21 protein-coding genes and 4 tRNA genes are annotated in these 26,865 nt (G+C 45.8%); 18 read left to right on the top strand and 7 right to left on the bottom strand.

Features of this window, described 5'->3' with window-relative positions:
• The 5 genes from SHEWPOL2_RS08885 to SHEWPOL2_RS08865 all read left to right on the top strand — a co-directional run.
• The coding region (locus SHEWPOL2_RS08885) for an HlyD family type I secretion periplasmic adaptor subunit (protein ID WP_083848321.1) at positions 1–1,354 on the top strand (1,354 nt) is incomplete at its 5' end.
• A gap of 26 nt (positions 1,355–1,380) precedes the next feature.
• Complete coding sequence (aggA, locus tag SHEWPOL2_RS08880; protein ID WP_037427724.1) at positions 1,381–2,796, top strand: type I protein secretion system protein AggA; 1,416 nt, start codon at positions 1,381–1,383, stop codon at positions 2,794–2,796.
• The gene (locus tag SHEWPOL2_RS08875; protein ID WP_037427723.1) at positions 2,793–3,398 is read left to right on the top strand and encodes an OmpA family protein; all 606 of its coding nucleotides are present in this window, start codon (positions 2,793–2,795) and stop codon (positions 3,396–3,398) included. Before aggA ends, SHEWPOL2_RS08875 begins: the two co-directional genes overlap by 4 nt.
• 18 nt (positions 3,399–3,416) lie before the next feature.
• On the top strand, positions 3,417–4,124 hold the full coding sequence (locus SHEWPOL2_RS08870) for a transglutaminase-like cysteine peptidase (protein WP_037423398.1): 708 nt from the start codon (positions 3,417–3,419) through the stop codon (positions 4,122–4,124).
• Positions 4,125–4,132: 8 nt separating this feature from the next.
• A complete protein-coding gene (locus SHEWPOL2_RS08865) occupies positions 4,133–6,052 on the top strand; it encodes an EAL domain-containing protein (protein ID WP_037427720.1) in 1,920 nt (639 codons plus the stop codon).
• Positions 6,053–6,244: 192 nt separating this feature from the next.
• On the opposite strand, the gene SHEWPOL2_RS08860 is transcribed toward SHEWPOL2_RS08865, so the two are convergent.
• The 4 genes from SHEWPOL2_RS08860 to SHEWPOL2_RS08845 all read right to left on the bottom strand — a co-directional run bounded on the left by SHEWPOL2_RS08860 (position 6,245) and on the right by SHEWPOL2_RS08845 (position 6,671).
• Positions 6,245–6,321: transfer RNA gene (locus tag SHEWPOL2_RS08860), tRNA-Pro, on the bottom strand.
• 53 nt (positions 6,322–6,374) lie between these two features.
• Positions 6,375–6,451, bottom strand: a tRNA-Pro gene (locus SHEWPOL2_RS08855).
• Between the two features lie 15 nt (positions 6,452–6,466).
• Positions 6,467–6,542, bottom strand: a tRNA-His gene (locus tag SHEWPOL2_RS08850).
• Between the two features lie 52 nt (positions 6,543–6,594).
• Positions 6,595–6,671: transfer RNA gene (locus SHEWPOL2_RS08845), tRNA-Arg, on the bottom strand.
• A 207-nt stretch (positions 6,672–6,878) separates the two neighbouring features.
• On the opposite strand from SHEWPOL2_RS08845, the gene SHEWPOL2_RS08840 reads away from it, so the two are divergent.
• Positions 6,879–9,509: a diguanylate cyclase gene (locus SHEWPOL2_RS08840; RefSeq protein ID WP_037427718.1), complete on the top strand. Its 2,631-nt coding sequence runs from the start codon at positions 6,879–6,881 to the stop codon at positions 9,507–9,509.
• 20 nt (positions 9,510–9,529) lie between these two features.
• Here SHEWPOL2_RS08840 and rep read toward each other — a convergent pair whose 3' ends face one another.
• The gene (rep, locus tag SHEWPOL2_RS08835) at positions 9,530–11,545 is read right to left on the bottom strand and encodes a DNA helicase Rep (protein ID WP_037423389.1); all 2,016 of its coding nucleotides are present in this window, start codon (positions 11,543–11,545) and stop codon (positions 9,530–9,532) included.
• A 325-nt stretch (positions 11,546–11,870) separates the two neighbouring features.
• On the opposite strand from rep, the gene SHEWPOL2_RS08830 reads away from it, so the two are divergent.
• The 6 genes from SHEWPOL2_RS08830 (at position 11,871) to SHEWPOL2_RS08805 (ending at position 17,907) form a co-directional block, all read left to right on the top strand.
• Entirely contained in the window at positions 11,871–12,443 is a 573-nt protein-coding gene (locus SHEWPOL2_RS08830; RefSeq protein ID WP_037423387.1) for a TetR/AcrR family transcriptional regulator, read from the top strand.
• A gap of 20 nt (positions 12,444–12,463) precedes the next feature.
• Positions 12,464–13,582, top strand: a complete 1,119-nt coding sequence (locus SHEWPOL2_RS08825) for an efflux RND transporter periplasmic adaptor subunit (protein WP_037427715.1) — start codon at positions 12,464–12,466, stop codon at positions 13,580–13,582.
• A 13-nt stretch (positions 13,583–13,595) separates the two neighbouring features.
• On the top strand, positions 13,596–16,685 hold the full coding sequence (locus SHEWPOL2_RS08820) for a multidrug efflux RND transporter permease subunit (protein ID WP_023266070.1): 3,090 nt from the start codon (positions 13,596–13,598) through the stop codon (positions 16,683–16,685).
• A 116-nt stretch (positions 16,686–16,801) separates the two neighbouring features.
• On the top strand, positions 16,802–17,056 hold the full coding sequence (locus SHEWPOL2_RS08815) for an accessory factor UbiK family protein (protein ID WP_023266071.1): 255 nt from the start codon (positions 16,802–16,804) through the stop codon (positions 17,054–17,056).
• Between the two features lie 94 nt (positions 17,057–17,150).
• A complete protein-coding gene (locus SHEWPOL2_RS08810; protein WP_023266072.1) occupies positions 17,151–17,483 on the top strand; it encodes a hypothetical protein in 333 nt (110 codons plus the stop codon).
• 58 nt (positions 17,484–17,541) lie between these two features.
• Complete coding sequence (locus SHEWPOL2_RS08805; protein ID WP_023266073.1) at positions 17,542–17,907, top strand: hypothetical protein; 366 nt, start codon at positions 17,542–17,544, stop codon at positions 17,905–17,907.
• Here SHEWPOL2_RS08805 and SHEWPOL2_RS08800 read toward each other — a convergent pair.
• Positions 17,904–19,070 carry a crosslink repair DNA glycosylase YcaQ family protein gene (locus tag SHEWPOL2_RS08800; protein WP_037427713.1) on the bottom strand — a complete coding sequence of 389 codons (1,167 nt, stop codon included), beginning with the start codon at positions 19,068–19,070 and terminating at the stop codon, positions 17,904–17,906. The two genes, SHEWPOL2_RS08805 and SHEWPOL2_RS08800, sit on opposite strands and share 4 nt — an antisense overlap.
• Before the next feature lie 235 nt (positions 19,071–19,305).
• On the opposite strand from SHEWPOL2_RS08800, the gene SHEWPOL2_RS08795 reads away from it, so the two are divergent.
• From SHEWPOL2_RS08795 to SHEWPOL2_RS08770, 6 genes are all read left to right on the top strand, one after another.
• Positions 19,306–19,833 carry a hypothetical protein gene (locus tag SHEWPOL2_RS08795; protein ID WP_023266075.1) on the top strand — a complete coding sequence of 176 codons (528 nt, stop codon included), beginning with the start codon at positions 19,306–19,308 and terminating at the stop codon, positions 19,831–19,833.
• Between the two features lie 162 nt (positions 19,834–19,995).
• The gene (gene creD / locus SHEWPOL2_RS08790) at positions 19,996–21,474 is read left to right on the top strand and encodes a cell envelope integrity protein CreD (RefSeq protein WP_037427711.1); all 1,479 of its coding nucleotides are present in this window, start codon (positions 19,996–19,998) and stop codon (positions 21,472–21,474) included.
• Between the two features lie 117 nt (positions 21,475–21,591).
• Entirely contained in the window at positions 21,592–22,374 is a 783-nt protein-coding gene (locus tag SHEWPOL2_RS08785) for a phosphatase PAP2 family protein (protein WP_037427709.1), read from the top strand.
• Positions 22,375–22,743: 369 nt separating this feature from the next.
• Positions 22,744–23,244 carry an Lrp/AsnC family transcriptional regulator gene (locus SHEWPOL2_RS08780; RefSeq protein WP_037427707.1) on the top strand — a complete coding sequence of 167 codons (501 nt, stop codon included), beginning with the start codon at positions 22,744–22,746 and terminating at the stop codon, positions 23,242–23,244.
• A 336-nt stretch (positions 23,245–23,580) separates the two neighbouring features.
• On the top strand, positions 23,581–24,939 hold the full coding sequence (locus tag SHEWPOL2_RS08775) for a sodium-dependent transporter (RefSeq protein ID WP_037427705.1): 1,359 nt from the start codon (positions 23,581–23,583) through the stop codon (positions 24,937–24,939).
• Between the two features lie 244 nt (positions 24,940–25,183).
• Positions 25,184–25,522, top strand: a complete 339-nt coding sequence (locus tag SHEWPOL2_RS08770) for a hypothetical protein (RefSeq protein WP_037427704.1) — start codon at positions 25,184–25,186, stop codon at positions 25,520–25,522.
• Positions 25,523–25,751: 229 nt separating this feature from the next.
• Here SHEWPOL2_RS08770 and SHEWPOL2_RS08765 read toward each other — a convergent pair whose 3' ends face one another.
• On the bottom strand, positions 25,752–26,627 hold the full coding sequence (locus tag SHEWPOL2_RS08765) for a Tim44-like domain-containing protein (RefSeq protein WP_037427702.1): 876 nt from the start codon (positions 26,625–26,627) through the stop codon (positions 25,752–25,754).
• Between the last annotated feature and the right edge of the window lie 238 nt (positions 26,628–26,865).

The raw sequence follows: 26,865 nt of genomic DNA, 5'->3' as shown, positions 1-26,865 counted from the left end.
AGACATGGTTGATGATGTTTACGGTGCCATGATGACCGATGCCCCAAGTGGACATAGGCTAATCATATGGGCATTAGCTGCCATGGTTGTGTGTTTTCTACTTTGGGCAGGTTTTGCCAAACTGGATAAGGTGACAACGGGTTCTGGGAAAGTTATCCCTTCTTCTCAAGTTCAAGTCATTCAAAGTCTTGACGGCGGTATCATGCAAGAACTCTTTGTGAGAGAGGGAGACATTGTCACTAAAGGGCAACCCCTTGTTAGGATTGATGATACCCGCTTTCGCTCCGATTTTGCCCAGCAAGAGCAAGAGGTCTTTGGCTTAAAAACCAATGCCATCCGTATGCGCGCAGAGTTAGATAGCATTCTTATCTCTGATATGACTTCTGACTGGCGTGAACAAGTTAAAATTACCAAAAAAGCTTTAGTATTTCCCGATAGTATTCATGAGGCAGAACCCGCCCTAGTGAAAAGACAACAGGAAGAATATAACGGTCGCTTAGATAATCTGAGCAACCAATTAGAAATTCTGGTTCGTCAGATACAACAAAGGCAACAAGAAATCGATGACCTTGCCTCAAAAACAACGACCTTAACAACCAGTATGCAGTTGATTTCTAGGGAGTTAGAGCTTACGAGGCCTCTGGCTAAAAAAGGGATTGTGCCCGAAGTTGAATTACTTAAACTCGAACGCGCAGTGAACGATGCCCAAGGGGAATTAAACTCATTGAGACTGCTTAGACCGAAACTGAAAGCAGCATTAGATGAAGCAATATTAAAGCGCCGTGAAGCGGTATTTGTTTACGCTGCAGATCTTCGTGCACAACTTAACGAAACACAAACCCGTTTATCCAGAATGAACGAAGCACAGGTGGGAGCCCAAGATAAGGTTAGCAAAGCGATTATAACTTCCCCTGTAAACGGCACCATTAAGACTGTGCATATCAACACCTTAGGAGGCGTGGTTCAACCCGGAGTTGATATAGTTGAAATCGTGCCATCTGAAGATCAGTTACTGATAGAAACCAAGATCTTACCTAAGGATATTGCGTTTTTACATACAGGCTTACCTGCAGTAGTTAAGGTGACTGCCTATGACTTTACCCGTTACGGTGGTCTTAAAGGTACAGTAGAGCATATTAGTGCCGATACATCACAGGACGAAGAAGGAAATAGCTTCTACCTTATAAAGGTAAGAACCGAAGAATCGAGTTTGATAAAAGACGATGGCACAGAGATGCCAATTATACCGGGGATGTTAACTAGCGTTGACGTTATCACCGGACAAAGATCCATTCTTGAGTACATTTTAAATCCAATTTTAAGGGCTAAGGACACAGCGCTCAGAGAGCGTTAAGCCTGTTATAAACCGGGAGGTTTGCAATGAAGACTTTAGTAAGACGACAATTTCAATGTTCAAAAATAGCGGTTCTGCTGTCAGCTATCTTGCTTCCACTATCGGCTCAAAGCCAAACGCTTGAGCAAGCGGTTGCGCACACGCTCGATACCAACCCAGATCTACGAGTGGCGTTTAACCGATTCAAAGCAAGAGAAGAGCAAGTAAATCAGGCAATTGCTGGTTATATGCCAACAGTCGATCTCACTGGTGGCTATGGCTACGAGCAGACGGATAGCGTATCAACCCGTCGACGCAAAAACGTCGGCGATGTTGATAGCAATGGCGTCGCGGAACTCAACCGCGGTGAGTTTGGTATTAGCCTAAAACAAATGCTTTTTGATGGTTTTTATACCAGCAGTGAAGTTGACCGTTATAGCTTTGAAGCCAGTGCAGACCAGTGGGCCTTACTTGCTGCTGCTGAAGATATGGCATTGGATGTCAGCAAAGTCTATCTCAACTACCTTCGTACTGATGAAGTGTTGAAGCTGGCTGAAAAAAATCTTAACAGCCATAAAGAAATTTATGATCAAATCAAGCAACGTACTGATTCAGGTCTAGGTTCAACAGCCGATCTATCACAAATATCAGGCCGTCTTGCAAGGGCAAATGCGAATGTGATTTCTGCTCGAAATAATTTGCTCGATGCTAAAGCGCAATTTATCCGAGTTGTGTCTGCCGACCCAGTTGACTTAATTCAACCCGTTCCAGATGCCGATATGTTACCAAAGGATTTAAACAGTAGCTTAGCTGACGCAGAGAAAAATCATCCTATCCTTAAATCTGCAGCAAACGATATTCGTGCTGCTGAAAATGAGCGTTCATCCACCCAAGCCAACTATTACCCGCAAGTTTCGTTAGAGCTAAACGGTAGCTGGAACAATGATGTGGGTGGCGAAGATGGCGTAAGTGCATTAGCGAGCCAAAATGTAGGTGGTTATAGCAACGACATCGTCGCCATGGTGCGAGTAAGATATAACCTCTTCGCTGGCGGTAAAGACCTCGCTCGTGAAAAAGAATCAGCCTATAAGCTGGGTGAAGCCAAAGAAATCCGTCAACGCGCTCAAAGAGAAGTCGTTGAAGGCGTCAATCTAGCTTGGAACGCCTATGAAATGTTAGCACCTCAAAAGCAATACATTCGTGACCATGTCATTGCAGCCAAAGATACTCAGTCCGCTTATGCGCAGCAATTTAACCTTGGTCAACGCAGCTTACTCGACTTACTTGATACTGAGAATGAATTGTTCGAAGCACGTAAGGACTACTTACAAGCTGAATATGATGAAATCATTGCCAAATATCGCGTGCTTAACGCGACTGGCCGCTTACTCGACTCACTGAAAGTGACGCGTCCGGAAGCATGGCGCGGAGAGCGTAGCTACGAAGGAGGAGCCAACCAATGAAAACCACTATCCTATTCCTTAGCGTGGCGCTTTTAGCAGGTTGTTCCATGCGTGATACAGTCAATATTGAAGATATGACAACAACTCAAGCATACGATCTTTCCGATAAGGATAGTGATGGAGTAGTTGAAGCCCGTGAACGCTGCAACGATACTGTTAAAGGTGCAGGCACGGATAACTACGGCTGTGGTCAGATCAAATCAATTAATGAGCGTAAGGAAATCAATGTATTATTTCCCAATAACTCAGCATACATTGCACCTGAGTATTACCCGCAAATTGAAGAGATCGCAATATTCTTACGTCAATACCCCACAACGAAGGTGACCATTGAAGGACATACAAGTCGTACGGGTACAGATGAAAGAAACTCGGTATTATCACAGGAGCGTGCTGATGCCGTTACCGCCGTTCTTGCCGAACGTTTTGGTATCGACAGAAGCCGACTCACCGCCATAGGATATGGCTCAAGTCGTCCAGTCGTTTTAGAACAGACACCTGAAGCAGAAATTCGTAATCGCCGAGTCGTCGCTGAAGTGACGGGTGATGACACCGCTACAGATATGAAGTGGACGATTTATTCCGTCGATGACACCAAATAAGGGCTAACAGAGTAGGTTATGAACGGCAGGCCAAAGGATATAAATGCATTTTTTCGCGCCTGCCGCTCAAGCCTAATTGCGTCTGCGTTGGGGATTAGTTGCCTGTATGCGGCACCGACCCAAACACTCGATGAAGCAAAAATCACCTCAACGCTAGAAAAACGCTATGGTGAGCGAGCAGGAATGCGAGCAAGAGCTTGGTTTAAAGTATTAGCAGAGGCAAACACGGTTGACGAAAAAGAAAAGCTATTGAAAGTTAATAACTTTTTTAACTTATTTCGCTTCGTTGATGATATAAAATTATGGGGAGAATCAAACTATTGGGCCACTCCAATGGAGTTTATTGGAGTCAATGGTGGAGATTGTGAGGATTTTTCAATCGCCAAGTATTTTACACTGCTTCAATTAGGTGTGCCCGAGGATAAAATGCGGATCACCATGGTTAAAGCAACCAGTGTTAATCAGTATCATATGGTATTAGCTTACTATGATACCCCTTCCTCCATCCCTTTAGTGCTTGATAATCTTGATCATGTCATCAAACCCGCAACTCAACGTAAAGATCTTATACCCGTATACAGCTTTAACGGTAAACAGTTATGGCTTAACAAAGAACAGGGACGAGGCGTTTTAGCTGGCTCGTCAACACGACTCGAAAAATGGAATGACCTAAACCATAGGTTAGGGGTTGATCGCTTAAGACAGCCCAAATTAAAACTGGAGTAGCACCCAAGATGACACTGTTTAGACAGATTTATTCGCTGCTTTTTAGCCTATTCTTGTTAGTAGTAGCAAGTCTTGGCTATGTGCAATTTACTGAGACTCAAAGCTTTTTGACCAAGCAAATGGAATCGGATCTAAACAATGCCAGTACCTCGCTTGGATTAATGCTAACTCCCGCGCTTGAGGCGGGTGATACTGCAGCCGCAGAAACCTTAGTCAACGTTATTTTTGAAGGCGGCTATTATAAAAATATTAAACTGACGTGGATGGTTGACGGTAAACAACAAGAATGGGCTAACCCTATTAAAATTGATGATGTACCTCAATGGTTTATCAATTTGAACCTATTTAAAACCATCAAAAAAGAAAGCACGATTACCTCAGGATGGTTACAGCTAGCTCAGCTTGAAATCACTGCGCACCCAGGATTTGGTTACCATGAATTATGGCGCATCATGTCCAATACTATTATCGCCTTTTCGTTGCTGTTTTTAGTCGCTATTTTTACCGCAAGATTAGGATTAACTTGGATTTTAAAACCACTACACGCTTTATCTGATCATGCTAAAAAGATTGCGGCTCGCCAGTTTGGGCCAGATATGCCTTTGCCTAAAACCACAGAACTCAAAGATCTCGTTACCGCGTTCAATAGCATGTCAGCTCAACTAAAACAGCTCTTCCAATCACTCGATGAGGAGGTAGGTACTTTACGCAAAAAGAATCTCACAGACCCCGCCTCAGGACTGCCTAATCGCCAATATGTGGTGAGCCGTCTCAATGGCTGGTTAAGCGAACCGAGCAGCGGCGCCCTGTTCTTAGCTAAGTTAGACTGGCTCGAAGAAGTTCACAGTAAATATGGCTATCAGGTTCGCGATGAAACCATTCGCCTATTGGCCGAAAAACTAGTCCAGCAATTAAATGAGATCACCCCCTCTGTGGTTGCGCGTATTGCCGCATTTGAGTTTGCCTTCCTTGTAACCGATGTAGAACATGATCAAATTAGCAAATATTTGCAAACGCTGATCCGCACAATCAATCAAGAAATATCAAAAGCAGGTTGTAAGCCCAATGAGAATTTTGCGATTGGGGTGGCTGAACGGATTGGCCAAATGAAGGTCTCCGATATTCTTGCCCAAGCAGACAACGCTCTGCAAAAAGCGCTCAAAGAGAATAAAACCTTCCATTGGTTCGAGACAACTGAACAACAACTTTTCACCCGAGAACAATGGCGCGACAATCTTAGCCACGCCATTAGCAACAAAAAGTTCAAGTTCCGTTGGCAACCTATCCAATTTTGTAATGGCGATGGCGTGAGCCAAAGAGAGCTCTATTGCCAACTCGAGCTGGGTGATAAGCTCGCTCATGCTGGCCAGTTTATGCCTTACATAGAGCTGCTGTCACTCGGCTCATTACTCGATAAATGCCTCATTGAGACTGTCTACGAGCAAAAACTGCTTGAGCGTCATTACGAGCCTTTAGCGATAAACTTAACGCATCAAAGTATTAGTGATACACAGTTCCACGACTGGCTTAATCACTTCCTCCGCACGGCTCAACAGGTTGAACGGATTTGCTTTGAGATCCCTGAAGCGGGGGTTTATAGCGACTTAGAATCCTGTACTCGCCTTTGCAATATTATTAGGGACAATGGTGCTAAATTTGGTATTGACCATTTTGGTAGACAATTTGGCTCCATGTCTTACCTCCAAGAGCTAAGACCAAGTTACGTTAAACTTGACCAATCTTTCTCTTACTATGACGAAGCATCACATAATAGCGAGCTCTGCCGTGCGATTATCAATGTAGCTAGAGGATTAGATATTCAGGTGATAGTGACAGGAATTCAAGAAAAGGCTCAGCTAGAGCGCTTCAATGAGCTAAAAACGGATGCCTATCAGGGCTTCATTGTCCCGCCAGAAAATATCGACTAAATCGAATACCATTGATTAAGGCTCCTTCGGGAGCCTTAATTATTTGAGATGTTGCTAACGGCCTTGAATCCTCGCAGCACCATGTCATGCAATCACAACGAGCCAGCAAGATACGAATAGCAAAACAGTACCAAGAGACAAATACAAAAAAGCCTCAGTACTTCTTTCGAAATTCTGAGGCTTCAGTGTAATTGGTCGGTGATAGAGGATTCGAACCTCTGACCCTCTGGTCCCAAACCAGATGCGCTACCGGACTGCGCTAATCACCGTAACTGTTAACTATTTGCTTGAAAACTCAAACGCGCTAGTTATGCGAAGAATGTGGTCGGTGATAGAGGATTCGAACCTCTGACCCTCTGGTCCCAAACCAGATGCGCTACCGGACTGCGCTAATCACCGAGATGTTAAATGAAATGGGGTGACTGATGGGGCTCGAACCCACGACAACCGGAATCACAATCCGGGACTCTACCAACTGAGCTACAATCACCACTGAATTTCACTTTACTGCTAACCTCAAGCTCACAACTCATTCGGAGAGATGGTGCGCCCAAAAGGATTCGAACCTTCGGCCTCACCCTCCGGAGGGGTGCGCTCTATCCAGCTGAGCTATGGGCGCTCGCCTTGGTTAGCGCCGCATATAGTATGGACAAATAGCCTTTGAGTCTATAGCTGTTTTGCACTTTTTTTACTGACTGCTCAAGTTTTGATACATTAGCATGCTTTTACAGCGAAAACACAGTTAAAATATGACTTGGATGTTACGGTATTTCGTGCTAATTATAACGTTTGGCAACAATTAACGCAGAACTGATTAGTGAGTATCATGTTTAGGGATGAAGATGAAACTACCCAACCTCGAGCTCCTGAGCTTGAACGCTTAAAAAAAAGACTTAATCGCCTTAAATATTTGGCGCATAAGTACAAGCGGGCGGAGATCGTTCAAAATGCGTTACTCGAATTATCCCATATTGCCACTCAGGTTCCTTCCCTCGAAGAATTCTATTTAGGGGTTCACCACCACCTAAAAAAGCTTATTTCTGCTGATAATTTTTTTATCGCTACTCTCGATATCAATACCAACACTATTTCGGTTCCCTTCTTTGCCGATGAAAAAGATGCCCATCCTGCCCAGCTTTATCCCGAGCAATCCCTATCAACGCTGTTGCAACAAGGATTAACTGGTTACGTTTTTCGCACAGGAAAAACCCTACTATGCGATGAATCCAAGGTTGAAGAGCTGGTCGAAGCAGAGGAAATCGTCAATTTAGGTTCTCCTTGCCACCTTTGGCTTGGAGTGCCCATCAAGCATGAAGGCATAGTCACTGCCGTACTGGTAGTACAAACCTATGATACTAATGTCAGTTATGGCGATATCGAGGTCGAGTTAATGACCTTTATTTGTCACCATATTGCTGGCGTGATGGAAAGACTTAAGCACCAAGAACAGCTAGAGCAAGCAATACAACAACGAACTAAAGAGCTTAGCCAAGCCTATGACAAGCTCAAGCAAGAAGTGTATGAAAGACGCAGAGCCGAGCGGCTGCAAAAATCCTTATTTGAAATAGCAGAACTAGCAAGCTCTAGTTCAGATAATCCTGAATTTTATGCACAGCTACATAATGTGATTCGGCACCTTATTCCTGCCAATAACTGTTACATCGCACTGCTAAATGAACAAGGTACCCACTTAACCTTCCCGTTTTACGTTTCCCAATTAGGTAACCAACACCCTGGGACTCGGCCATTACAGGATGGGCTTACGGAGTATGTGCTCAAACACAAACGTCCACTACTGCTAGACCAGAATGATATTCATGGTTTGATTGCCTCAAAAGAAATTTACGCTAAGGCCCCCGCACTTAATCACACTCAAACAATGCATCAATGGATAGGTATCCCACTGTTTATCCATGATGTAGTACGAGGTGCGCTAACCATTTATAGCTTTAGCATGACCCAAAACTACCAAACGAAAGACTTGGAGTTACTCACCTTTGTGTCACAACATATCGGTGCTGCTATCGAGAAAAAACTCGCTGCAGAGTCATTACGCCGCAGTTATGAAGAACTAGAGGAAAAGGTTGCAGCTCGTACAACTGCACTCGCTGAGCTCAACAAGGACCTAGAGAAAGAGATCCGTCAGCGCCGTAATATGGAAGCTAAACTCGTCCATGATGCCAAACACGATGCGCTCACAGGATTGCCCAATCGTGCGATGTTTATGGAACGTCTCAATCAGGCTATCAAACATGTTCGCCGCCATAGCCTAGAACAGTTTGCCCTGCTGTTTATCGACCTCGACCGCTTTAAGCAGATTAACGATACTATGGGGCATTTGGAGGGCGATAGATTCTTAATTGAAACCGCCACTCGCTTACGCGGTTGCATCCGTAGCAACGATACCTTGGCGAGGCTCGGTGGCGATGAGTTTGTTATCCTGCTCGATACCATCAACGGCATCAACGATGCCCGTGATGTGGCCGAACGGGTCATTCAAAAAGTCTCACAATCCTACAAATTAGGGACAATCGAGTTTCACTCAGGTGCCAGTATCGGCATAACCATTAGTGGTAATAAGTTAGATACCAGTGAATCGATGCTACGTAATGCCGACACCGCAATGTACCAAGCCAAGGCGAATGGCAAAGGTTGTTATGTCATTTTTGACGATAGCGCGTCACAGCAAAAAATCCAGGATATTGCCTTCGAGAATGATTTTAAACAGGCGCTGCAAGCAGAGGAGTTACAACTCAATCTTCTCCCAATAGTTGATTTACAGACTCTACAACCCCATGCTTTTGAGTGTCGATTAATTTGGGAGCATCCCGTATGGGGAAGTATTCCGCACGAAGTTTTAAGCCAATTAGCTGAGCAAGCTAACCTCATGGTTGAGTTGGATAAGTATGCAATTAACTTACTGAATAAGCATTATCACCAGCTCGTTGTGAGCCATGGAGATAACCTTGATTTACACCTTATGCTTTCCAGTCAACATCTTAAACACAAGCATGTACTTCGTGGTCTTAAAAATGCGCTCAAACAAACTCAGCTTCCTCTCCCGCAGCTATGGTTATTTTTTAATGAAAAAGCCTTAGTTCAAGAAACAGAGAACCACATAAGCGGCTTTGAATTATTAAATAAGCAGGGGGTTAACTTAGGGATTAGCCACTACGGAAGCGGCCACAGTGCGTTAAACAGTTTGTTATTCCTCCCTGTAAAAGGCTTAAAGCTGGATGCGAATATCACGAAACAACTGCAAGATGAACAACACATAAAGCTGATGTCTGCCTATCAAAAGGCGGCCTCAACCTTAAACTTACAAACCTTTGTTGACGGACTTCATCACCCTGAGCAAATCAATATATTCAATGCACTAGGTTATCGCTTCGGCCAGGGTAGTGCCATAGCCCACCCTTTTACCTTAGTGGAAACCCTGCATCAGGTTTGCGCCTAAAACTGCAATTACATGATTAATTAAGACTTCTTAAACATATCTCTTAAATTCGAGATATGGCTGCGCCCGGTCTGCATTCGCTCTTGCTCTGTTTGCTGTGGCTTACGGTTTTCCCAAATAAGGTCATCCTGCGGTAACTCATGCAGAAAGCGGCTCGGCTCGCAGCGCATAGTTTCACCAAACTGGCGACGCTCACGGCAGAGGGTGAACCATAGCTCACGTTGTGCCCGCGTTATCCCCACATAGGCAAGACGACGTTCTTCATCAACATTATCTTCATCTATGCTGGTTTGATGCGGCAGAATGCGCTCCTCAACCCCCACCATAAACACGAAGGGGAATTCCAGCCCTTTAGAGGCATGCAGCGTCATTAATTGCACCTGATCGCCGCCTTCATCTTCGCTGTTACGCTCCATCATATCTCTAAGCGTTAGGCGGTTAACCACTTCGGGCAAGGTCATAGGTTCATCTAATTCATCCCCAGAGAGCATTTCCGTCACCCAGCGATACAACTCGGAGATGTTTTTCATCCGCATTTCGGCGGCCTTCGCACTGGTACTGGTCTCGTATAAATAGTCTTCGTAATTAATCTTACGGATCAATTGTTTTACGGCTTCAACCGGTTCTCCCCGCTCGGCATGCTCGCCCGTATCGACAATAAAGCGGCCAAATTGATACAAGGCTGACATGGCATTAGGTGGTAAATGATGATTCAGCTCAGGATCAAAAATCGCCTCGAACATGGAGATATGTTTCTCGTTGGCAAAGTTACCCAAACGCTCCAAGGTGGATGGACCAATACCCCGTTTAGGTAAGTTAACCACACGTAAAAAGGCGTTATCATCGTCAGGATTTACCACCAGTTTAAGGTAGCCCATGATGTCTTTAATCTCGGCACGGGCGAAAAACGAAGTGCCGCCGCTTAGCTTGTAAGGGATACGGTTCGTCATCAACGCCCGCTCAAGTAGGCGAGACTGGTGGTTACCGCGATACAGAATTGCGTAATCACCAAATTGGGTACGGCCGACAAATTTGTGGCGAATGATTTCGGCGACCACGCGCTCGGCTTCTTGTTCCTCATTGGCAGCAAACAGCACCCGCATCGGCTCGCCGTAGGCTAATTCACTAAATAGTGACTTATCATACACATGGGGATTGTTGGCGATAAGGATGTTAGCCGCCCGCAAAATGCGTTGGCTAGAACGATAATTTTGCTCAAGTTTAATCAACTTAAGCTTTGGGAAGTCTTTGCCCAACAGCACTAAGTTCTGCGGCTTAGCACCACGCCACGAATAGATGGACTGGTCATCGTCCCCCACCACAGTAAAGCGCGCGCGCTCGCCCACCAGTAGCTTGACCATTTCATATTGGGAAGTGTTGGTATCCTGATACTCGTCCACCAGCAGGTATTGGATCTTGGTTTGCCAGCGCGTACGCACTTCTTCATGATGGCGTAACAATAGGGTTGGCAGCAGAATTAAGTCATCAAAATCCAAAGCGTTGTAGGCTTTCATATGCTGGGCATAACGCTGATACAACAGGGCGAACAACTGCTGCTGTTCATCCTTTGCCAGCTTGCGCGCTTGGTCGGGAATAATCAGCCCGCCCTTCCAATTGGAGATGCTGCTTGCCAAGGCTTTGAGTAAATCTTTATCTTCCTGTAATTCTTTTTGAGTCAGCTCTTTAAGGAGCGCAAGCGTATCTTGGTCATCGAATAACGAGAACCCAGGCTTTAAACCCAGCACTTTATGCTCACGTTTTACAATCTCAAGACCTAAGGTATGGAAGGTCGAAATCCATAAACCTCTAGCCTCTTTACGCCCCATAGACTGTGCGACCCGCTCCTTCATCTCGCGCGCCGCTTTGTTGGTAAACGTCACGGCGGCGATATTGCGGGCATTGTAGCCACACTTTTGCACTAGATAGGCAATCTTGTTGATAATTACCCGCGTTTTGCCACTGCCCGCGCCCGCTAATACTAAGCAAGGCCCAGAAACATAATGAACGGCATCATTTTGGGCAGGATTGAGTTTCATCGTCGCGCAATATCCAAACAAGTCTTCAGAAGGGGGATGGGATCATAGCAGAAGCGAAGGTTTTAAGGCCAACAAATCCCCAGATATCAATTGAGCAAACAATAGAAATGACTCGTCTCTTCAAATGAATAAGCATTTGAATATGACATCCTAAAAACCAGTCAAATATGCTGCAATCAGTGTGCAGGCAAGCTTATTACAAAATAACTTTCTTAAATCACACTTTTGCCATTTTTTGAGCTAATTTGTTGCTAAGGTTGATAATGCGCAGTAGAATTCCGCATGGATGAACGTTCATTCATAGATGTCGATATCGGAAAGCAGAATGGATAACAAACGTGACTTAATACTTCGCTCCGCCGAAAAAATCATTGCGACAGCAGGCTTACATAACCTTTCAATGCAAAAACTAGCAGTAGATGCAGGCGTTGCCGCAGGTACGATCTACCGCTACTTCAAAGATAAAGAAGATTTGATCATTGAACTGCGTAAAGACGTATTACAACAAATTGCCAGCAAGTTGCTTGAAAACATTAATGAAGGCAGCTTTGACGAAAAATTTCGCCGCCTATGGTTCAAGATTGTTGAACTGGGTCGTGAACAATCCCATGCAAATTTGAGTTTTGCTCAGTATTCCCACCTCCCAGGGGTAGATGCACCTGAGCACCAAGCATTTGAAAGAGAAATATTTCAACCGCTACACCAATTATTTGAGCAGGCAAAAAACCAAGGAATGATTCAAAAGCTTGATAATACCTTGTTGTTTTCTATCGCCTTTGAGCCGGCTATCGCCATAGGCAAACGCCTACGGCGAGGCCATTTGGAATGTACAGAAAATGAAATCCGGCGGGCATGTGAATTATGCCTAAAGGCCATTTCAATCAATCTTCAACTTTAACTCTAGGAATCTTTAGCACCATGAAAAAATGGACTCTAAGTATGCTAGCGATCGCTGTACTTGCCTTTGGCTCAGTGATCGGCTTTAACCTGATGGTAAAAAATAAAATCGCCGAGGCGATCGCCAATATGCCAGAGGCTGAGTTTCCTGTAACAGCCATGACATTAGATATGCAAAAGTGGCAACCCACAATTGATGCGATTGGCTTTGTTGAGCCGCATCAAGGGGTGACCATCTCCAACGAATTAGCAGGACGCGTCACCAGTATTAATTTTGAAAACGGTAGCCGAGTGGAAAAAGGCCAACTGCTGGCCGAACTCGATGCCAAAGTGGAAAGAGCCAACCTTAAAAGCAAAATGGTACAACTGCCCGCCGCTGAGGCCGACTTCAAACGCCTTTCAAAACTCTATGCGCAAAAGTCAGTCTCTAAACAGGATTTAGATAATAGTGAATCTAAATATCTGGCCTTACAGGCGGATATTGAAAGCTTAAAAGCCACTATCGAGCGCCGTGAAATCAGTGCGCCTTTCAGTGGTTTAGTGGGTATTCGTAACATTAACTTAGGTGAATATCTTCAGCCTGGTACCGATATTGTGCGTCTCGAAGATATCAGCACAATGAAAATCCGCTTCACTATTCCGCAAACCCAATTACCTCGTATTGCCGTAGGCCAAAAAATCCATGTGTTTGTGGACTCTTATCCTGAGCAACCCTTCGAAGGTGAAATTGCCGCGATTGAACCCGCCGTGTTTTACCAAAGCGGTTTGATCCAAGTGCAAGCACGCATTTCTAACGATAACGCCAAACTGCGTAGCGGGATGTTTGCCCGAGTATCCATCCTATTGCCAGAACTGAACGATCAGTTTGTACTGCCACAAACCGCCATCAACTTTACCCTTTATGGTAACTCTATTTACCTCATCAAAGAGGTCGAAGAAAACGGTAAAAAGCTGGCTAGAGTCGAGCAAATCAACCTGACGGTATTAGAGCGTAACGGCAATAACGCGCTGGTGAGTGGAGCGTTAAAAGCGGGAGATCGTATTGTCACCTCAGGGCAAATTCGCCTCAGTAACAACAGTAAAGTGACAGTGGTTGAAGACCAAGCCCTGACCCACTCCGACACTATGCCAAAGCTGTAATAGGAGCAAGATAATGCGCTTTACAGATATCTTTATTAGGCGACCCGTACTCGCCGCCTCAATCAGCTTTCTCTTGCTGCTGTTAGGCTTTAATGCCCTCAATAGCATGCAAGTGCGTGAATATCCGAAGATGACGAATACCGTAGTCACGGTATCGACCAGTTATTACGGCGCGGATGCAAATCTAATCCAAGGTTTTATTACACAACCGTTAGAGCAAGCGCTAGCGCAGGCCGATAACGTTGACTTTATGACCTCAGAGAGCTTTCTCGGCACCTCGAAAATTTCGGTGTATATGAAGCTCAATACCGATCCGAATGGCGCCTTGGCCGATATTCTCGCCAAAGTAAACTCGGTGAGATCGCAATTGCCCAAAGAGGCTGAAGATCCCAGTGTTGAAATGTCCACTGGCTCGCAAACCTCTGTACTGTATATTTCATTTTTTAGTGACCAGATTAACTCAAGCCAGCTAACGGATTACCTTGAGCGTGTCGTCAAACCCCAGCTCTTTACCATTGACGGCGTTGCTAAGGTGAATTTATACGGTGGTATTAAATACGCCATGCGTATTTGGCTCGATCCGGCCAGAATGGGGGCGTTTAACCTCTCCTCCAGCGATGTAATGCAAGTATTGCAGGCGAACAACTATCAGTCAGCGGTGGGTCAAACCAACAGTGTTTACACCCTTTTCAACGGTACAGCTGACACCCAGGTTGCTACCATCGAAGAGTTAAAACGCTTAGTGATCGGCAGTAAAGATGGTTTAGTCGTCCGTCTCGGTGACATTGCCGATGTCAGCCTCGAAAAGAGCCATGATATCTACCGCGCCTTAGCCAATGGCAAAGAAGCCGTGGTCATCGGCCTTGATGTCACGCCAACGGCTAACCCGCTTACCGTTGCGGCTGATACCCGCGCCCTGTTACCTGAAATTGAGCGTAACTTACCGCCATCCATTGAATCGAGCATTCTGTACGACTCCTCACTCGCAATTGATGAATCGATTAAAGAAGTGGTTAAAACCATTGGAGAAGCCGCGATTATTGTTATCGTGGTGATCACTCTCTTCTTAGGTTCGCTTCGCGCCGTGGTGATCCCGATTGTGACCATTCCGCTCTCGCTGATTGGGGTTGCCATCATCATGCAGATGTTTGGTTTTACGCTCAATCTCATGACCCTACTGGCCATGGTGCTCGCCATTGGTTTGGTGGTTGACGATGCGATTGTGGTGGTCGAAAACGTTGACAGGCATATCAAGCTGGGTGAGTCGCCCTTTAGAGCCGCGATTATCGGTACCCGCGAAATCGCGGTGCCAGTGATCTCCATGACCATTACCCTCGCCGCGGTTTATGCGCCGATTGCCTTAATGGGCGGGATCACCGGCTCATTATTTAAGGAGTTTGCCCTTACACTCGCAGGTTCTGTGTTTATCTCGGGCATAGTGGCACTGACACTGTCACCCATGATGTGTGCCAAAATACTCAAACCCCATACCGCACCTAATCGGTTCGAAATGGGAGTAGAAAACTTCCTCACGGGCCTGACTCGCCGTTACAGCAACATGCTAGATGCGGTGATGTTACATCGCCCAGTGATCGTCGCCTTTGCGATTATCGTGTTCGCTTCACTGCCAGTGTTGTTTAAGTTTATCCCGTCAGAACTGGCGCCCAACGAAGATAAAGGTGTGGTAATGATGATGGGCACCGCACCTTCAACTGCCAACTTGGACTACATCCAAGCCAATATGGGCTTAGTCACGGATATGATTAAGGCACAGCCTGAATCAGCCGCGTCACTCGCCTTTGTGGGCGTACCAAGTTCCAGCCAAGCCTTCGGGATCGCGCCATTAGTGCCTTGGAGTGAGCGGGATAAGAGCCAAAAACAAATGCAGGAGTTTTTTGCTAAAGAAGTGAAGCACATTCCTGGAATGGCGATTACCACCTTCCAAATGCCTGAGCTGCCTGGGGCGTCGAGTGGTTTACCGATTCAGTTTGTGATTACTACATCAAACTCCTTTGCCAGCCTCTTCCAAATCGGTACCAGCGTACTGGAAAAGGTGCAAAAGAGTCCCTTGTTTGTGTACTCAGAAATCAACCTGAAATTTGATTCCGGCACCATGAAACTGCATATCAAGCGTGACTTAGCCGGGACCTACGGCGTGACCATGCAAGATATCGGGATCACACTCGCCACCATGATGAGTGATGGCTATGTGAATCGCATTAACTTGGATGGTCGCTCCTACGAAGTGATCCCACAGGTGGAGCGTAAACTGCGGGCGAACCCAGAATCGCTGGCTAATTACTATGTCAAAGCCGCCGATGGTAAATCCATTCCGCTATCCAGCTTGGTTGATATTGAAATGGTGGCCGAGCCTCGCTCACTGCCGCACTTTAACCAAATGAATGCCTTAACTGTGGGTGGTGTAGCCGCGCCAGGCGTAGCTATTGGTGATGCCATCAGCTTTTTGCAAAATATTGGCGATAATGAGTTACCTAAGGGTTATAGCTACGACTTCCTCGGTGAAGCACGCCAGTTTGTCACTGAAGGTTCGGCACTTTATGCCACTTTCTTGCTGGCGATTGCGATTATTTTCTTAGTACTCGCCAGCCAGTTTGAAAGCCTTAAAGACCCATTAGTCATCTTGGTATCTGTACCGCTGGCGATTAGCGGCGCCTTGATTGTACTCGGGTGGACCCATGTGTTTGGCTTAGCCAAAATCAATATCTACACCCAGGTAGGATTAATTACCTTGGTGGGTCTTATCACTAAACACGGGATCTTGATGTGCGAAGTGGCCAAAGAGGAACAACTCCACCGTGGGCTATCTAAACTTGAGGCGATTAAACTGGCGGCAACCATCCGCTTACGCCCGATTTTAATGACCACAGCAGCGATGATTGCGGGTCTGTTACCGCTATTGTTTGCTTCCGGCGCAGGTGCGGTAGCACGCTTTAATATCGGTATTGTGATTGTCGCAGGTTTATCGATTGGGACGATTTTCACCCTGTTTGTATTACCGGTGATTTATACTTATCTTGCTGAAAAACATGAGCCTTTGCCCGTGTTTGACGAAGATACCGACGGGCTAGCCCACAACAGCTAACCGCATCCAAGTAAAACCTACGTCCCTTAAGACGTAGGTTTTACAAGGCGGTTTTCTTTTGAAAGCCAACGTACTAGGTTACAATCCCCACATTCAGTAAAGAGGCGGACAAGAAGATGATCAATCCAAAGAAAATCGAAGAAATGGCGAAGCAACTGAGCGATAGCCTGCCCAGCGGTCTTAAGCAATTTGCCGGTGAATTTGAAGAGCGCAGCAAGCAAGTGCTGCAAAATCAATTGCTCAAGTTGGATATGGTGTCCCGTGAGGAGTTTGAAGTACAACAGCATGTATTACTGAAAACCCGCGAGAAATTAGAAGCCCTGCAAGCACAAGTGAATGAGCTTGAGAAAAAGCTAAACGCCGCAGACTAACTTATAATGCCTGTTTGAAAGAGCACAGTTAGCGATAGCGCAGCTGTGCTTTTTTGTTTTTAACACTTCAAACATTGAGTCACTTAGGGAAATAATGCAACAACTCGCCAGCTACATCCTTGCTATTCAAGGCTATCCTAGCCCAGTTTCAGTGGTGAGCCACACCCAAGAGCAGCAAAGTTATCGAGACGATAATGCTGAAATGTGTGAATCTTTGACCTTATATCACTTCAACAACGGGGTTGTGGTCAGTCTGTTAAGCGAGCAAGATAAACAAGCTGATGAGCCAAACGCGGTTTGTGAGGATTATTGGTTGAGTTATCGAGTCGTCACCGCCAATATCGCGATTTCGCCGCAGCAAAAGTCCTTTAGCAATCTCTGCCAACAAGGCTTTTGGCTTAAGATGCAGCAAGGGCTTAACGAGTAAGAATAGCCGTCGGCGCTAAGACCTAGCGCCAGAGTTCGAATCGTCAGGGAAGAAGACAATGGATATCGCAATCAGCACACACTATCAAGACTATCTGCTTTGGGGATTATTGCTCCTTGGCGGCCTGCCACTGCTCAGCTATCCCTTTGTAGTCCTCGCCAGCCTGATGGGACTTGCCAGCCGAACCACGATTAACGTGCACTGGTTTTACCGGCTGATGAATAAGAGTTTTCTGTGGGGAACCCTTGCCTATCCCTTAGTGTATATTCCCTGCTACTGGCTCGCGCGCGGTGAGAACGGTTCATTATCCTTAGCCTATGCCACCCTGCCGCTGCTCTTTTTAGCACTGCTGTACCTGTGCTTTCGCTGGATGGATGTACCATCTAAAAACAAATGCCCAGATAACGACAAAGATCCCGATTAGATCGTCTGCTGCCGTGCGTATAGTTGTTTGAATGCCTTATGGTTAGCCTTCACCAGTTTCCAACGGCTACAGCCATTAAAGCGCGCATACTCAGTGACTGCCGCCTCAAATGCTGCGCAAAAGTCATCATCCATGCCGCTAAATCCCTCTTCTAAAGTCAGCTGTTGTAATAACAGTAAACCGCTTTGCCGCTCGGCTTTCACATCCACTCGACCAACAAAGCAGTCACGCCACAAAATCGCGAGGGAGTAATAGCCATATTGGCGTTTTTCGGCGGGCACATAGACTTCAATTTGGTAATCAAAATCAAACCATTGCTTTAATCGCTGCCGCTGAATTAATAGATTATCGAAGGGATTGAGTAACCAGACTCGATTGGGTATTGCAGCGGTTATTTGCAGCTCGGGGCGATAAAAATACCATTGCCCTTCCGCCTTAAAGCTTGCCAACTCACCTTGAGACTGCATAGCGGCTAATTGCTCATTCACATTAGCTTTTATGCCTTTGCGCAGATAAGCGATTTGCGCTGCCGAGCCAAAGGCATGGGCAGCGAGATAACGCTCAATCAAGTGGCGAGCAAATTCGCTCTCGCTTGGCGCTTGGGTATTGATATGCTCTGGCAGCACGCGCTCGGTAAGATCATAACATTTTTGAAATTTCTCCCTGCGCACCACCATTAACTCGCCGCGCATAAACAACTGCTCTAGCGCCTTTTTGGCGGGCTTCCAATCCCACCAGGCACCGTTTTTGCCTTCTGCATGTTCAAAGTCACTGGCCTTCAGTGGTCCTTCGGCGCGAATGCGGGCGCGCACTTCCTGCATCACCTTATCGTCTGGCTCAAACCAATGTTTGCCGCCATTTTGCAGCTGTTGTTTACGTTGCAAACTAAAACGGTAGTCGGCAATGGGTAAATATGCCGCCGCATGGGACCAATATTCAAAAATCTCGCCCTGTGCCAGCGCAGTATCTAACATCTGCGGTTGATACTGTGGTATCCGGCTATGCAACACATGGTGGTGCGCCCGCTCGACCACATTAATCGAATCGATTTGCACATACCCGAGACGGCTAATCAGCTCACAGACCGAAGTCTGCGGTTGTAATAAGCCCTGCTGTTGCATATTCAATTGCAACCACTCACGGGGTGAAAAAGGACTCGACATAAATTCTCCCAAAATGCTCAAAAACAATTGCGCCCAAAGATTGATGCCATGACTGACAGATGATCAAAAGGATAATCCTCTTACTTTTGTCGGATATTTCGTAAACTTAGCGTGAATTTGTCAGCTCGCGTACAACTTGAGTTAACATAGGGCATTTCCTCGCTTAGGGCTATCGCTTACCTCGAGTCAAACAACTCCCTCTTACAAAGGTTAGCCCCTCATTAAGGATTGATGAATGAATATCTATTACCGCGAAGCCAAACTCTGCGGCCGTAAAACCGGCAATGGTACTAAACTGCCATTTTTAATGAATATGCTGTACTCACTCGGTGAAAAGAATGGCGAGTTACAACCTTTCAGCATCGACGATATTAAGGCAGTCCTGTTTAACCAACATCAATCGATTGGCTGCTCCATCAAAGCGCCTTTACCCATAGTCTCTTGGCGCAGTGAAGCCATTTGGTACGAGCTATTCAAAGGTGAAGCGCCCGTGTATCTGCCCCAATGCATCACCTTTAGCAATGGCGCAATCGACTATGCGATTGTCGTGATTGGCGATGAGTATGAGCTACGTATTTGGCCGGACTGCAATAATCGTGAGCGTGAAAAACACCAATGGTTTTCACACCATGCCGCCGTCTACTCCGAAGAAATCGATGTCTTTAAAGAATGTCTTGAGACGCTACTCAAACATATCCGCAAGGAAGATGACTTTGAGGCTAAACACCCGAAATTTGACAAACAACGCACCAGTTCAAAATAGGTTTTAGCGCACTTAAAGGCGATTGCCATAATTTTGCCACTATTGATCAGCAACTTGCCCGCAACTTCCGTGGGCAAATCTGCTTTAATACCCGCCGTAATATCGAGTTAGCCCAATAGTATGCAATGGCGACTCGCGCGTATTTCATAGGGAATGAAATCCATGTTTAACATTATTTTCTGGGTGCTCACGTTACTGAGTTTGGCGCTGTTTGGCGGCGCTATCTATTTAGTGGCGCGCGCACTCCTTAAAAAACTCAATCGTGATCAAGGAACCGATATGTCAACACAAGAGCCGTGGGCAGCAACTACGACAAAGGGAACGGCATTAAAAAACACCACCTTATTAAAAGCCATCACCATTGGCATACTGTCGATTGTGGCCTTGCTACCGCTCGGGATCATTATGGATATGACGTCCGATCGCGAAATGCTTTACAACAGTGTGGTCGATGAAATCGGCCGCTCATGGGGCGAGCAGCAAACCCTCTCGGGCCCAGCGTTGGTAATCCCCTACAGTTATTTTGTGATGCAGGAAGAAGTCAGTAACGACGGCAAAACCCGCCACGAAGTGAAGCGCACCTATCAAGATGAGCTGGTGATTCTGCCGAAAAAGCTCACTCTCGATTTAGACCTAAAACATGATTTCCGTACCCGTGGCATTTATCAATCGCTGGTGTATAACGCGGCGCTTACGGGGCAGGCTGACTTTCGCTTAAATCGTTATGACATTCCTAACCTTATCGCCTTTGATAACAAAAATGCCCGTTTAGTCTTTGGTGTGTCATCAAACCAAGCAATTGATAAAGTAGAAAAGATTGAGGTGACAGGCGATTCAGTCTTACTCTCTGGCTCGCTGATGTCGGGCACAGGCTTGACGACTGGCGGTCTAGAGAAAGGCTTTAACCAAGGGATCCAAGTCGGCGAAGCAAGTGATTTTAGCGTGAACTTTGCCATGACACTGCGCGGCTCTCAGTCGATTAGTGCCCTGCCATTAGGCGAACAAACCCTGCTGAAGATCCATGCCGACTGGCCGCACCCGAGTTTTAAAGGCTTACTCCCAGCAGAGCGCGAAATCACTACTAACGGATTTACCGCCAACTGGAATATCAGTCACTTAACTCGCAACTATCCGCAGGAGTTTATTAAGAGTAATCAGTCGACGCTTACCGAAGTCGTAGCCAATGCCATGTTATTTGAACCTGTAACCCATTACGGCAAGATTGAGCGCTCAGTTAAATACGGCCTACTGTTTATCGTACTGACTTTTATCATGTTATTTATCTTCGAGCTGGGTCAAAAGACCAGCCTAAGCACAGTGCAATATATGCTGGTTGGCAGTGCGATGGCACTGTTCTACCTACTATTACTGTCACTCTCGGAGCATCTTGCCTTCCTGCAAGCCTATCTGATCGCCGCCTGTATTCCTGTGCTGTCGGTATCCGCTTATGTGGGCAGTGCCACCGCTAGCGTTAAACGTGGCGCGATAGTAGGCACTATGCTGGTGAGCTTGTATGCGGTGTTGTACTCAATACTGCAATTAGAAGATTACGCCCTACTGATGGGTACTGGCTTGTTATTAGTGGTTTTACTGATTTTGATGTTCGTAACCCGTCATCAACCCAAGGACACAGTGCAATAGCACCTACCGCTCCACCCTTGAAGACCCCCGACAGCGCACTTTTTGCTGTCGGGATTTTTTTATTGGCAAGACCACATGTGACATGTAGCCTATTGCGTTTACTCGGAGGCAAATATTTTGACTCATCCAGCCTATCTTCTACGTCGTTTGGCGCTTGTATGGTTACTGCTAGCAGCGATTCCAAGCCTACTGTTACTTACGCAAAATCAATTATTTCCGTTGCTCGATCTACAATCGCCCTTAGCCAGAGCCTTGTACTGGCTCACCACAACCGGCACAGCGCCCTATGGTGTTGCGACTGTTTTAGTCGTGTTGGCGCTTGCCTATTGTTATATGCCTAAAGCATTATTTATTAACTTGTTTTTAGCCATCAGCCTAAGCCAAGTATTAAGCCTAAGCACTAGCCATGCCCTTAAAAGTTTTTTTAAAGAGCCAAGGCCCAATCTGGTATACCTATCTGAGCAAGCACTCCCAGATGATGCACAGTTAACTCCGCAAACCTTCTATCAACTCGCAAAACCAGAACGCTCACAGGCCATTGCTGAGGCGCTGACCGAGCTGCAAACGAGAACCTCAGCGGTAAAACTGTCCCCAAAAATCCACCAACATTGGGAAGATGAAATCGGCTATTCCTTCCCGTCTGGACACACCATTTTTGCCGTAACCTTAGTGCTAACCGCCAGCTACTATCTGCTTTTAGCGGGTTTACCTCTATTCACCAGTGCGTTATTGGTTTGGGGATTATTGATGGGCCTAAGCCGTATGCTACTCGGCATGCACTGGCCGCAGGATGTGCTCTTTTCCACCCTACTCGCCGCTATCATCAGCAGCTTAAGCATATTTTTGGTCAGTAAAATGCGTCTATTCACGCAAAGGTTTGCGAAAACCTCTTCGCAATAACGCCTAGACCGACAATTCGCCATCAGACCTTTATACCAATCGTATTAAATATCTGTTCATTCAGCGGGAGTTAAACGCGCTTTAGACAAGGCGAAGGCTTGAAGGCATAGTGGTGCTCTGTCGAAAGCCTTAAACGCAGTATAAAGCACGTTCAACCCCGCCCTTCGGGAGCCTCACAGGCATCCCACTCCGGTGTTGCATTGACTTAAAAGGGAATGACCATTTCTGCGTCAATGCGCCTTGGATTGAAATGCCTGTGAGGCTCTGAACTGATTAGATATTTAATGTGATTGGTATTACACAAGATTTTTGGCAAACAGCGCTAACACTGGCAAACTAGGGGTAGAGTCCGCTACCCCTAAATTTTCCATGACTGAAACTCACCCATATAAACTCGACCAACTCGATTTAACCATTTTGCGTTTACTGCAAACCCACGGCAGGTTATCGAATCTTGAACTGGCAACGAAAGTCGGCCTGTCGCCGTCCCCTTGCTCACGCCGCGTTAAAGCCCTAGAAGAAGCGGGTTATATTGCCGATTATGTCACGCGTCTGTCAGCGGATAAATTCAACCTACATTTGACTGCGTATATCCATGTAAGGATGGAAAAACACACGCCTGCAATCCTCAACCAATTTGAAGCCAATATACTGGGCTACGAAGAAGTCCAAGAGTGCGCGCTGATCACGGGTTCTGAAGCCGACTATCAACTCAAAGTGTTAGTCCAAGATATGGCGCACTTTCGTACTTTTCTGTTAGATAAACTCACCACCAATGTGCATATCGCAGGTGTGCATTCCAGCTTCGTGTTGAAAAAGGTCAAGGAGCACACGGCCATCCCCTTAAGCCATATCACCATTGAACCCTAAGTGCAGTAAAAGTGGCGGCTTCTGCGATAGCGTGAGACCAATGCAGCTATGGTTACAGCGTAGCTCCTCCAAACTACTCACCCTGCGAAAGGTATTTTTAGCGATAAGATCACAATTTATTAGGTTTTTACCATCGCAATTAATCGCTAAAGCGAGGCAGTCAGCCACCGCCACGTGCAACATAATCGCGAACTTCACCACAAATCAAAATTTAACACCAAAATTAAAGCAAAATACGAATAACAATTGCCGATTAACATCAATTTAACGCACTAAAATTGCGTTGAACTTCTTATTTATCCGCCTAAGATACGCCTTCTTTTTACGGGAGGCACAATGCAATCGGCCAATACAAATTCGACTAACCATTTCAGCTCACGCTTAGGTTTTATTATGGCGGCAGCTGGCAGTGCCGTTGGTGTCGGCAACATTTGGGGATTCCCCACCCAAGCGGCAACCCATGGCGGCGGGGCCTTTTTGCTGGTGTACCTAGTACTGATTTTTATCCTAGGCATTCCCATGCTGATGGCCGAACTGATGATTGGTCGCCACGGACAAACCAACCCCGCCGATGCCATGGGTAAACTCGGTTGCAACTCGCTCACCCGTAATTTAGGCAAGACAATAGGGTTGATTTCTATCGTAACAGCAGGGTTGATCTACACCTTCTACAGCATTCTTTCTGGCTGGTTTGTGAGCTACGCTATCGCCCCAATTGCCACGGCTATGGGCTCGCACGATACCGCTGCTTGGCTAATGGATTTCTCGCTGTCGCGCAATCTGGTATTCACGCTAATTTTTAGCGCGCTGGTATTTTTGGTATTGCTGCAGGGCGTACAAGAAGGTATCGAAAAATGGTCTAAACGCTTAATGCCGCTATTGTTGATCATGCTGATCGCGGGAGTGGCCTATATCTTCACCCTCAATGGCGCGAGTGAAGGTATTACCGCACTATTAACGCCTAACGTTGCCAAGGCTATCGCGCCAGATACCTTGATCAACGCACTCGGACAAACCTTTTTCTCACTCACCATAGGCACTGGTGCCATGATGGTTTATGGCAGCTATTTGAGCCAAAAAGAGAATATTGCCAAATTAACCATCTGGGTTGCCTTTACCGATAGCGGCATCGCCTTTCTCGCCGCCTTTTTAATCATCCCAGCCATGTATGTGGCCCAGCATAATGGCGTGCAGATTTTTAGTGCAGAAGGCAAGTTGATCGATTCGGATGCATTGGTCTTTACTGTTTTACCCGCCTTATTCTCAACCCTAGGCGACACGGCCAACCTCATTATTAGCGTAGTGTTCTTTATGCTGCTGATCATCGCCGGCCTGACGTCAGCCATTTCCATCGCCGAGGTGCCAACGAGTTATGTGATGCAAAAATGTGGATTCAGCCGCCAACGTGCTACCTTGATCATCGGCCTATTGTTGACCTCATTATCCTTATTACTGGCGGTATTTTTTGAGACGCTATTTAGTTTCACTATCATGCTAACCACGCAAATGGCCCAACCGCTGGTAGCCCTCGGTATTGCGATTTACTTAGGTTGGATTTGGCGCCAAAGCCAGTTACTCAAGGCGATAAGTGGACAAGAGGGTGTCGATGCCACCGGGCTTTTCTGGCGTATTTGGCCAAGGTACGTGAAGTATATTTGCCCAGTACTAATCATCGCGATCAGGCAATTTGTGTAACCTCTTTCCAAACGCTAACAATCCATGCTGAGTTCGGGGATTGTTAGCTCCTCATCAAAAAACTAAGCCCAACCTTTTATTCTGTTTAAATATATAATGCCAACCAACTTAAAAAACACCTAAGGTATAGCACTTTATTTTTGTATAAGTATAATCAGCCCCCAATGGGAGCAATTGAAATTGATTTCCTTTAAACGTTGCAGATTAATTTTGCAATAGACTTTCATATAAAATGGATTTTATTATGCTAGCGTGGCTCATCTTGATATTAATAACGATTGTTCCAGTAAAAATTGGAGCTGAGTTATTTGAAGCAGAAAACAAAAGTATTATACATTGTGGTTTAGCCGTTACGATTGGAACAATACTAGCATTCACAATAGTTATTGCTATCAAAGGATTGCTTGGGCTAATTGTGACATATATTGCAATATCAGTAGTTTACAGTAAAATTTTTCAACTATCCTTTGGTAAAGGGTTAACTTTTACATTAGTAGTATTTGTAATTCAATTAGGAATAGTACACGGTTTAACTGATTTGGGTCTCCACCTTATTTCTCCATATATTAGCACCTCAACATAACGAAAAATCAGCACTATAAAATATAATCTACAAATAATGGCCCTAGTAGTGAGTAACTTAATTGCAGCTCGTCTCGCAACGACTGTATAGCCATATTAGTAAAATAGTCAAAGTAATGATAAGCGATTTTTCAATCAATAACGTTGAACTACTGAGGGAAGGCTGGATTGACGCGAAAGGGAATGTAAGCAGCCTTAAGAGATAAAGGCTGCTTTTGAAGGCGGACAGATTACTGCTCGATACCCACGATTAACCAAGGCGCGTTGGCTTGTGTAAGGTTACGCTCTAAATGCCAGATTTCCTTAATGTCTTCTTCGACACCTTCAACCGTATCACGGTAGCGGCCGCTAAACTTAACACTCACTTCCGCCAGATTAGCATTGTGTGTCGCGCGGACCAGTTCAGCATCTAAAAACATCACTTCTGTATGCTGTTCACCAACGAGCTCACGGCGTTGGTTGCTGAGTTCATTATAAAGCTCAATCGAAACATACTCTTGGATTTTGCTTAAGTCGTTTTCGTTCCATGCTACTTGCAAGGTTTTGTAATGACTACGAGCCCCTTCCAAAAAGCCGGGTAAATCAAAACCCGCAGGCAAATGGAAAGGCACTGTGCTCGCCGCTTGCGCAAAACCATTGCTGCCACTGTTTGCACTGCTGGCAAAACCGGTTTGTTCCGCTTGCTGGCGTTGCAGATTCGGATTAGGTTGACCTGCCCCCGCATAGGCCGGTCTTGGCTGCGCACTGGCTTTTGATGCCATCACTGTACGGATGATTTTAAACAGCACGAATGCCAACAGCGCGATAATCAAAATATCCATAAATTGAATATTTTCAAAACCTTCGCCCATAAATAGCGCAGCCAATAAGCCACCCGCTAATAAACCGCCTAACATGCCGCCCATCATACCTTTCTTGCCCGCAGCAGGTGCTGGCGCAGCGGTAGGCGGGGTTGTAGGGGTATTGGTTGCCGCAGGCTGAGCCGGCGCCGTTTGATGACTTTTGCCAATAGACTTATTACTGCCGAATTTTTTTGCTTCTGCGACGGGACTAGCAGCCAAGCTAACCGCAAAAATCATCGCCAGCATAATAAATAACTTTTTCATTTATAAGTTCTTTGTATGTATGACCAGAGGTGCAGGCATCATAGCGGGATGACATTATATGTCAACAGACAAAGCGGAACATAAACTGACAAACTTCGTTTGTTCTTCTAAATCAAAGTCAAAGTCGTGAGGCTTCGTCCCTAATTGTTCAACATGACTCGACTAAGAATGCGACAAAAGACACGTCAGTTCTGACTATGTAATGTGAGAAATGATTAAGCACTGTCATTCCAGTTAC

This window comes from Shewanella sp. POL2 (assembly GCF_000282755.1).
Classification (GTDB): Bacteria; Pseudomonadota; Gammaproteobacteria; order Enterobacterales; family Shewanellaceae; genus Shewanella; species Shewanella xiamenensis.
This window is presented reverse-complemented; position numbering and strand designations above follow the sequence as displayed.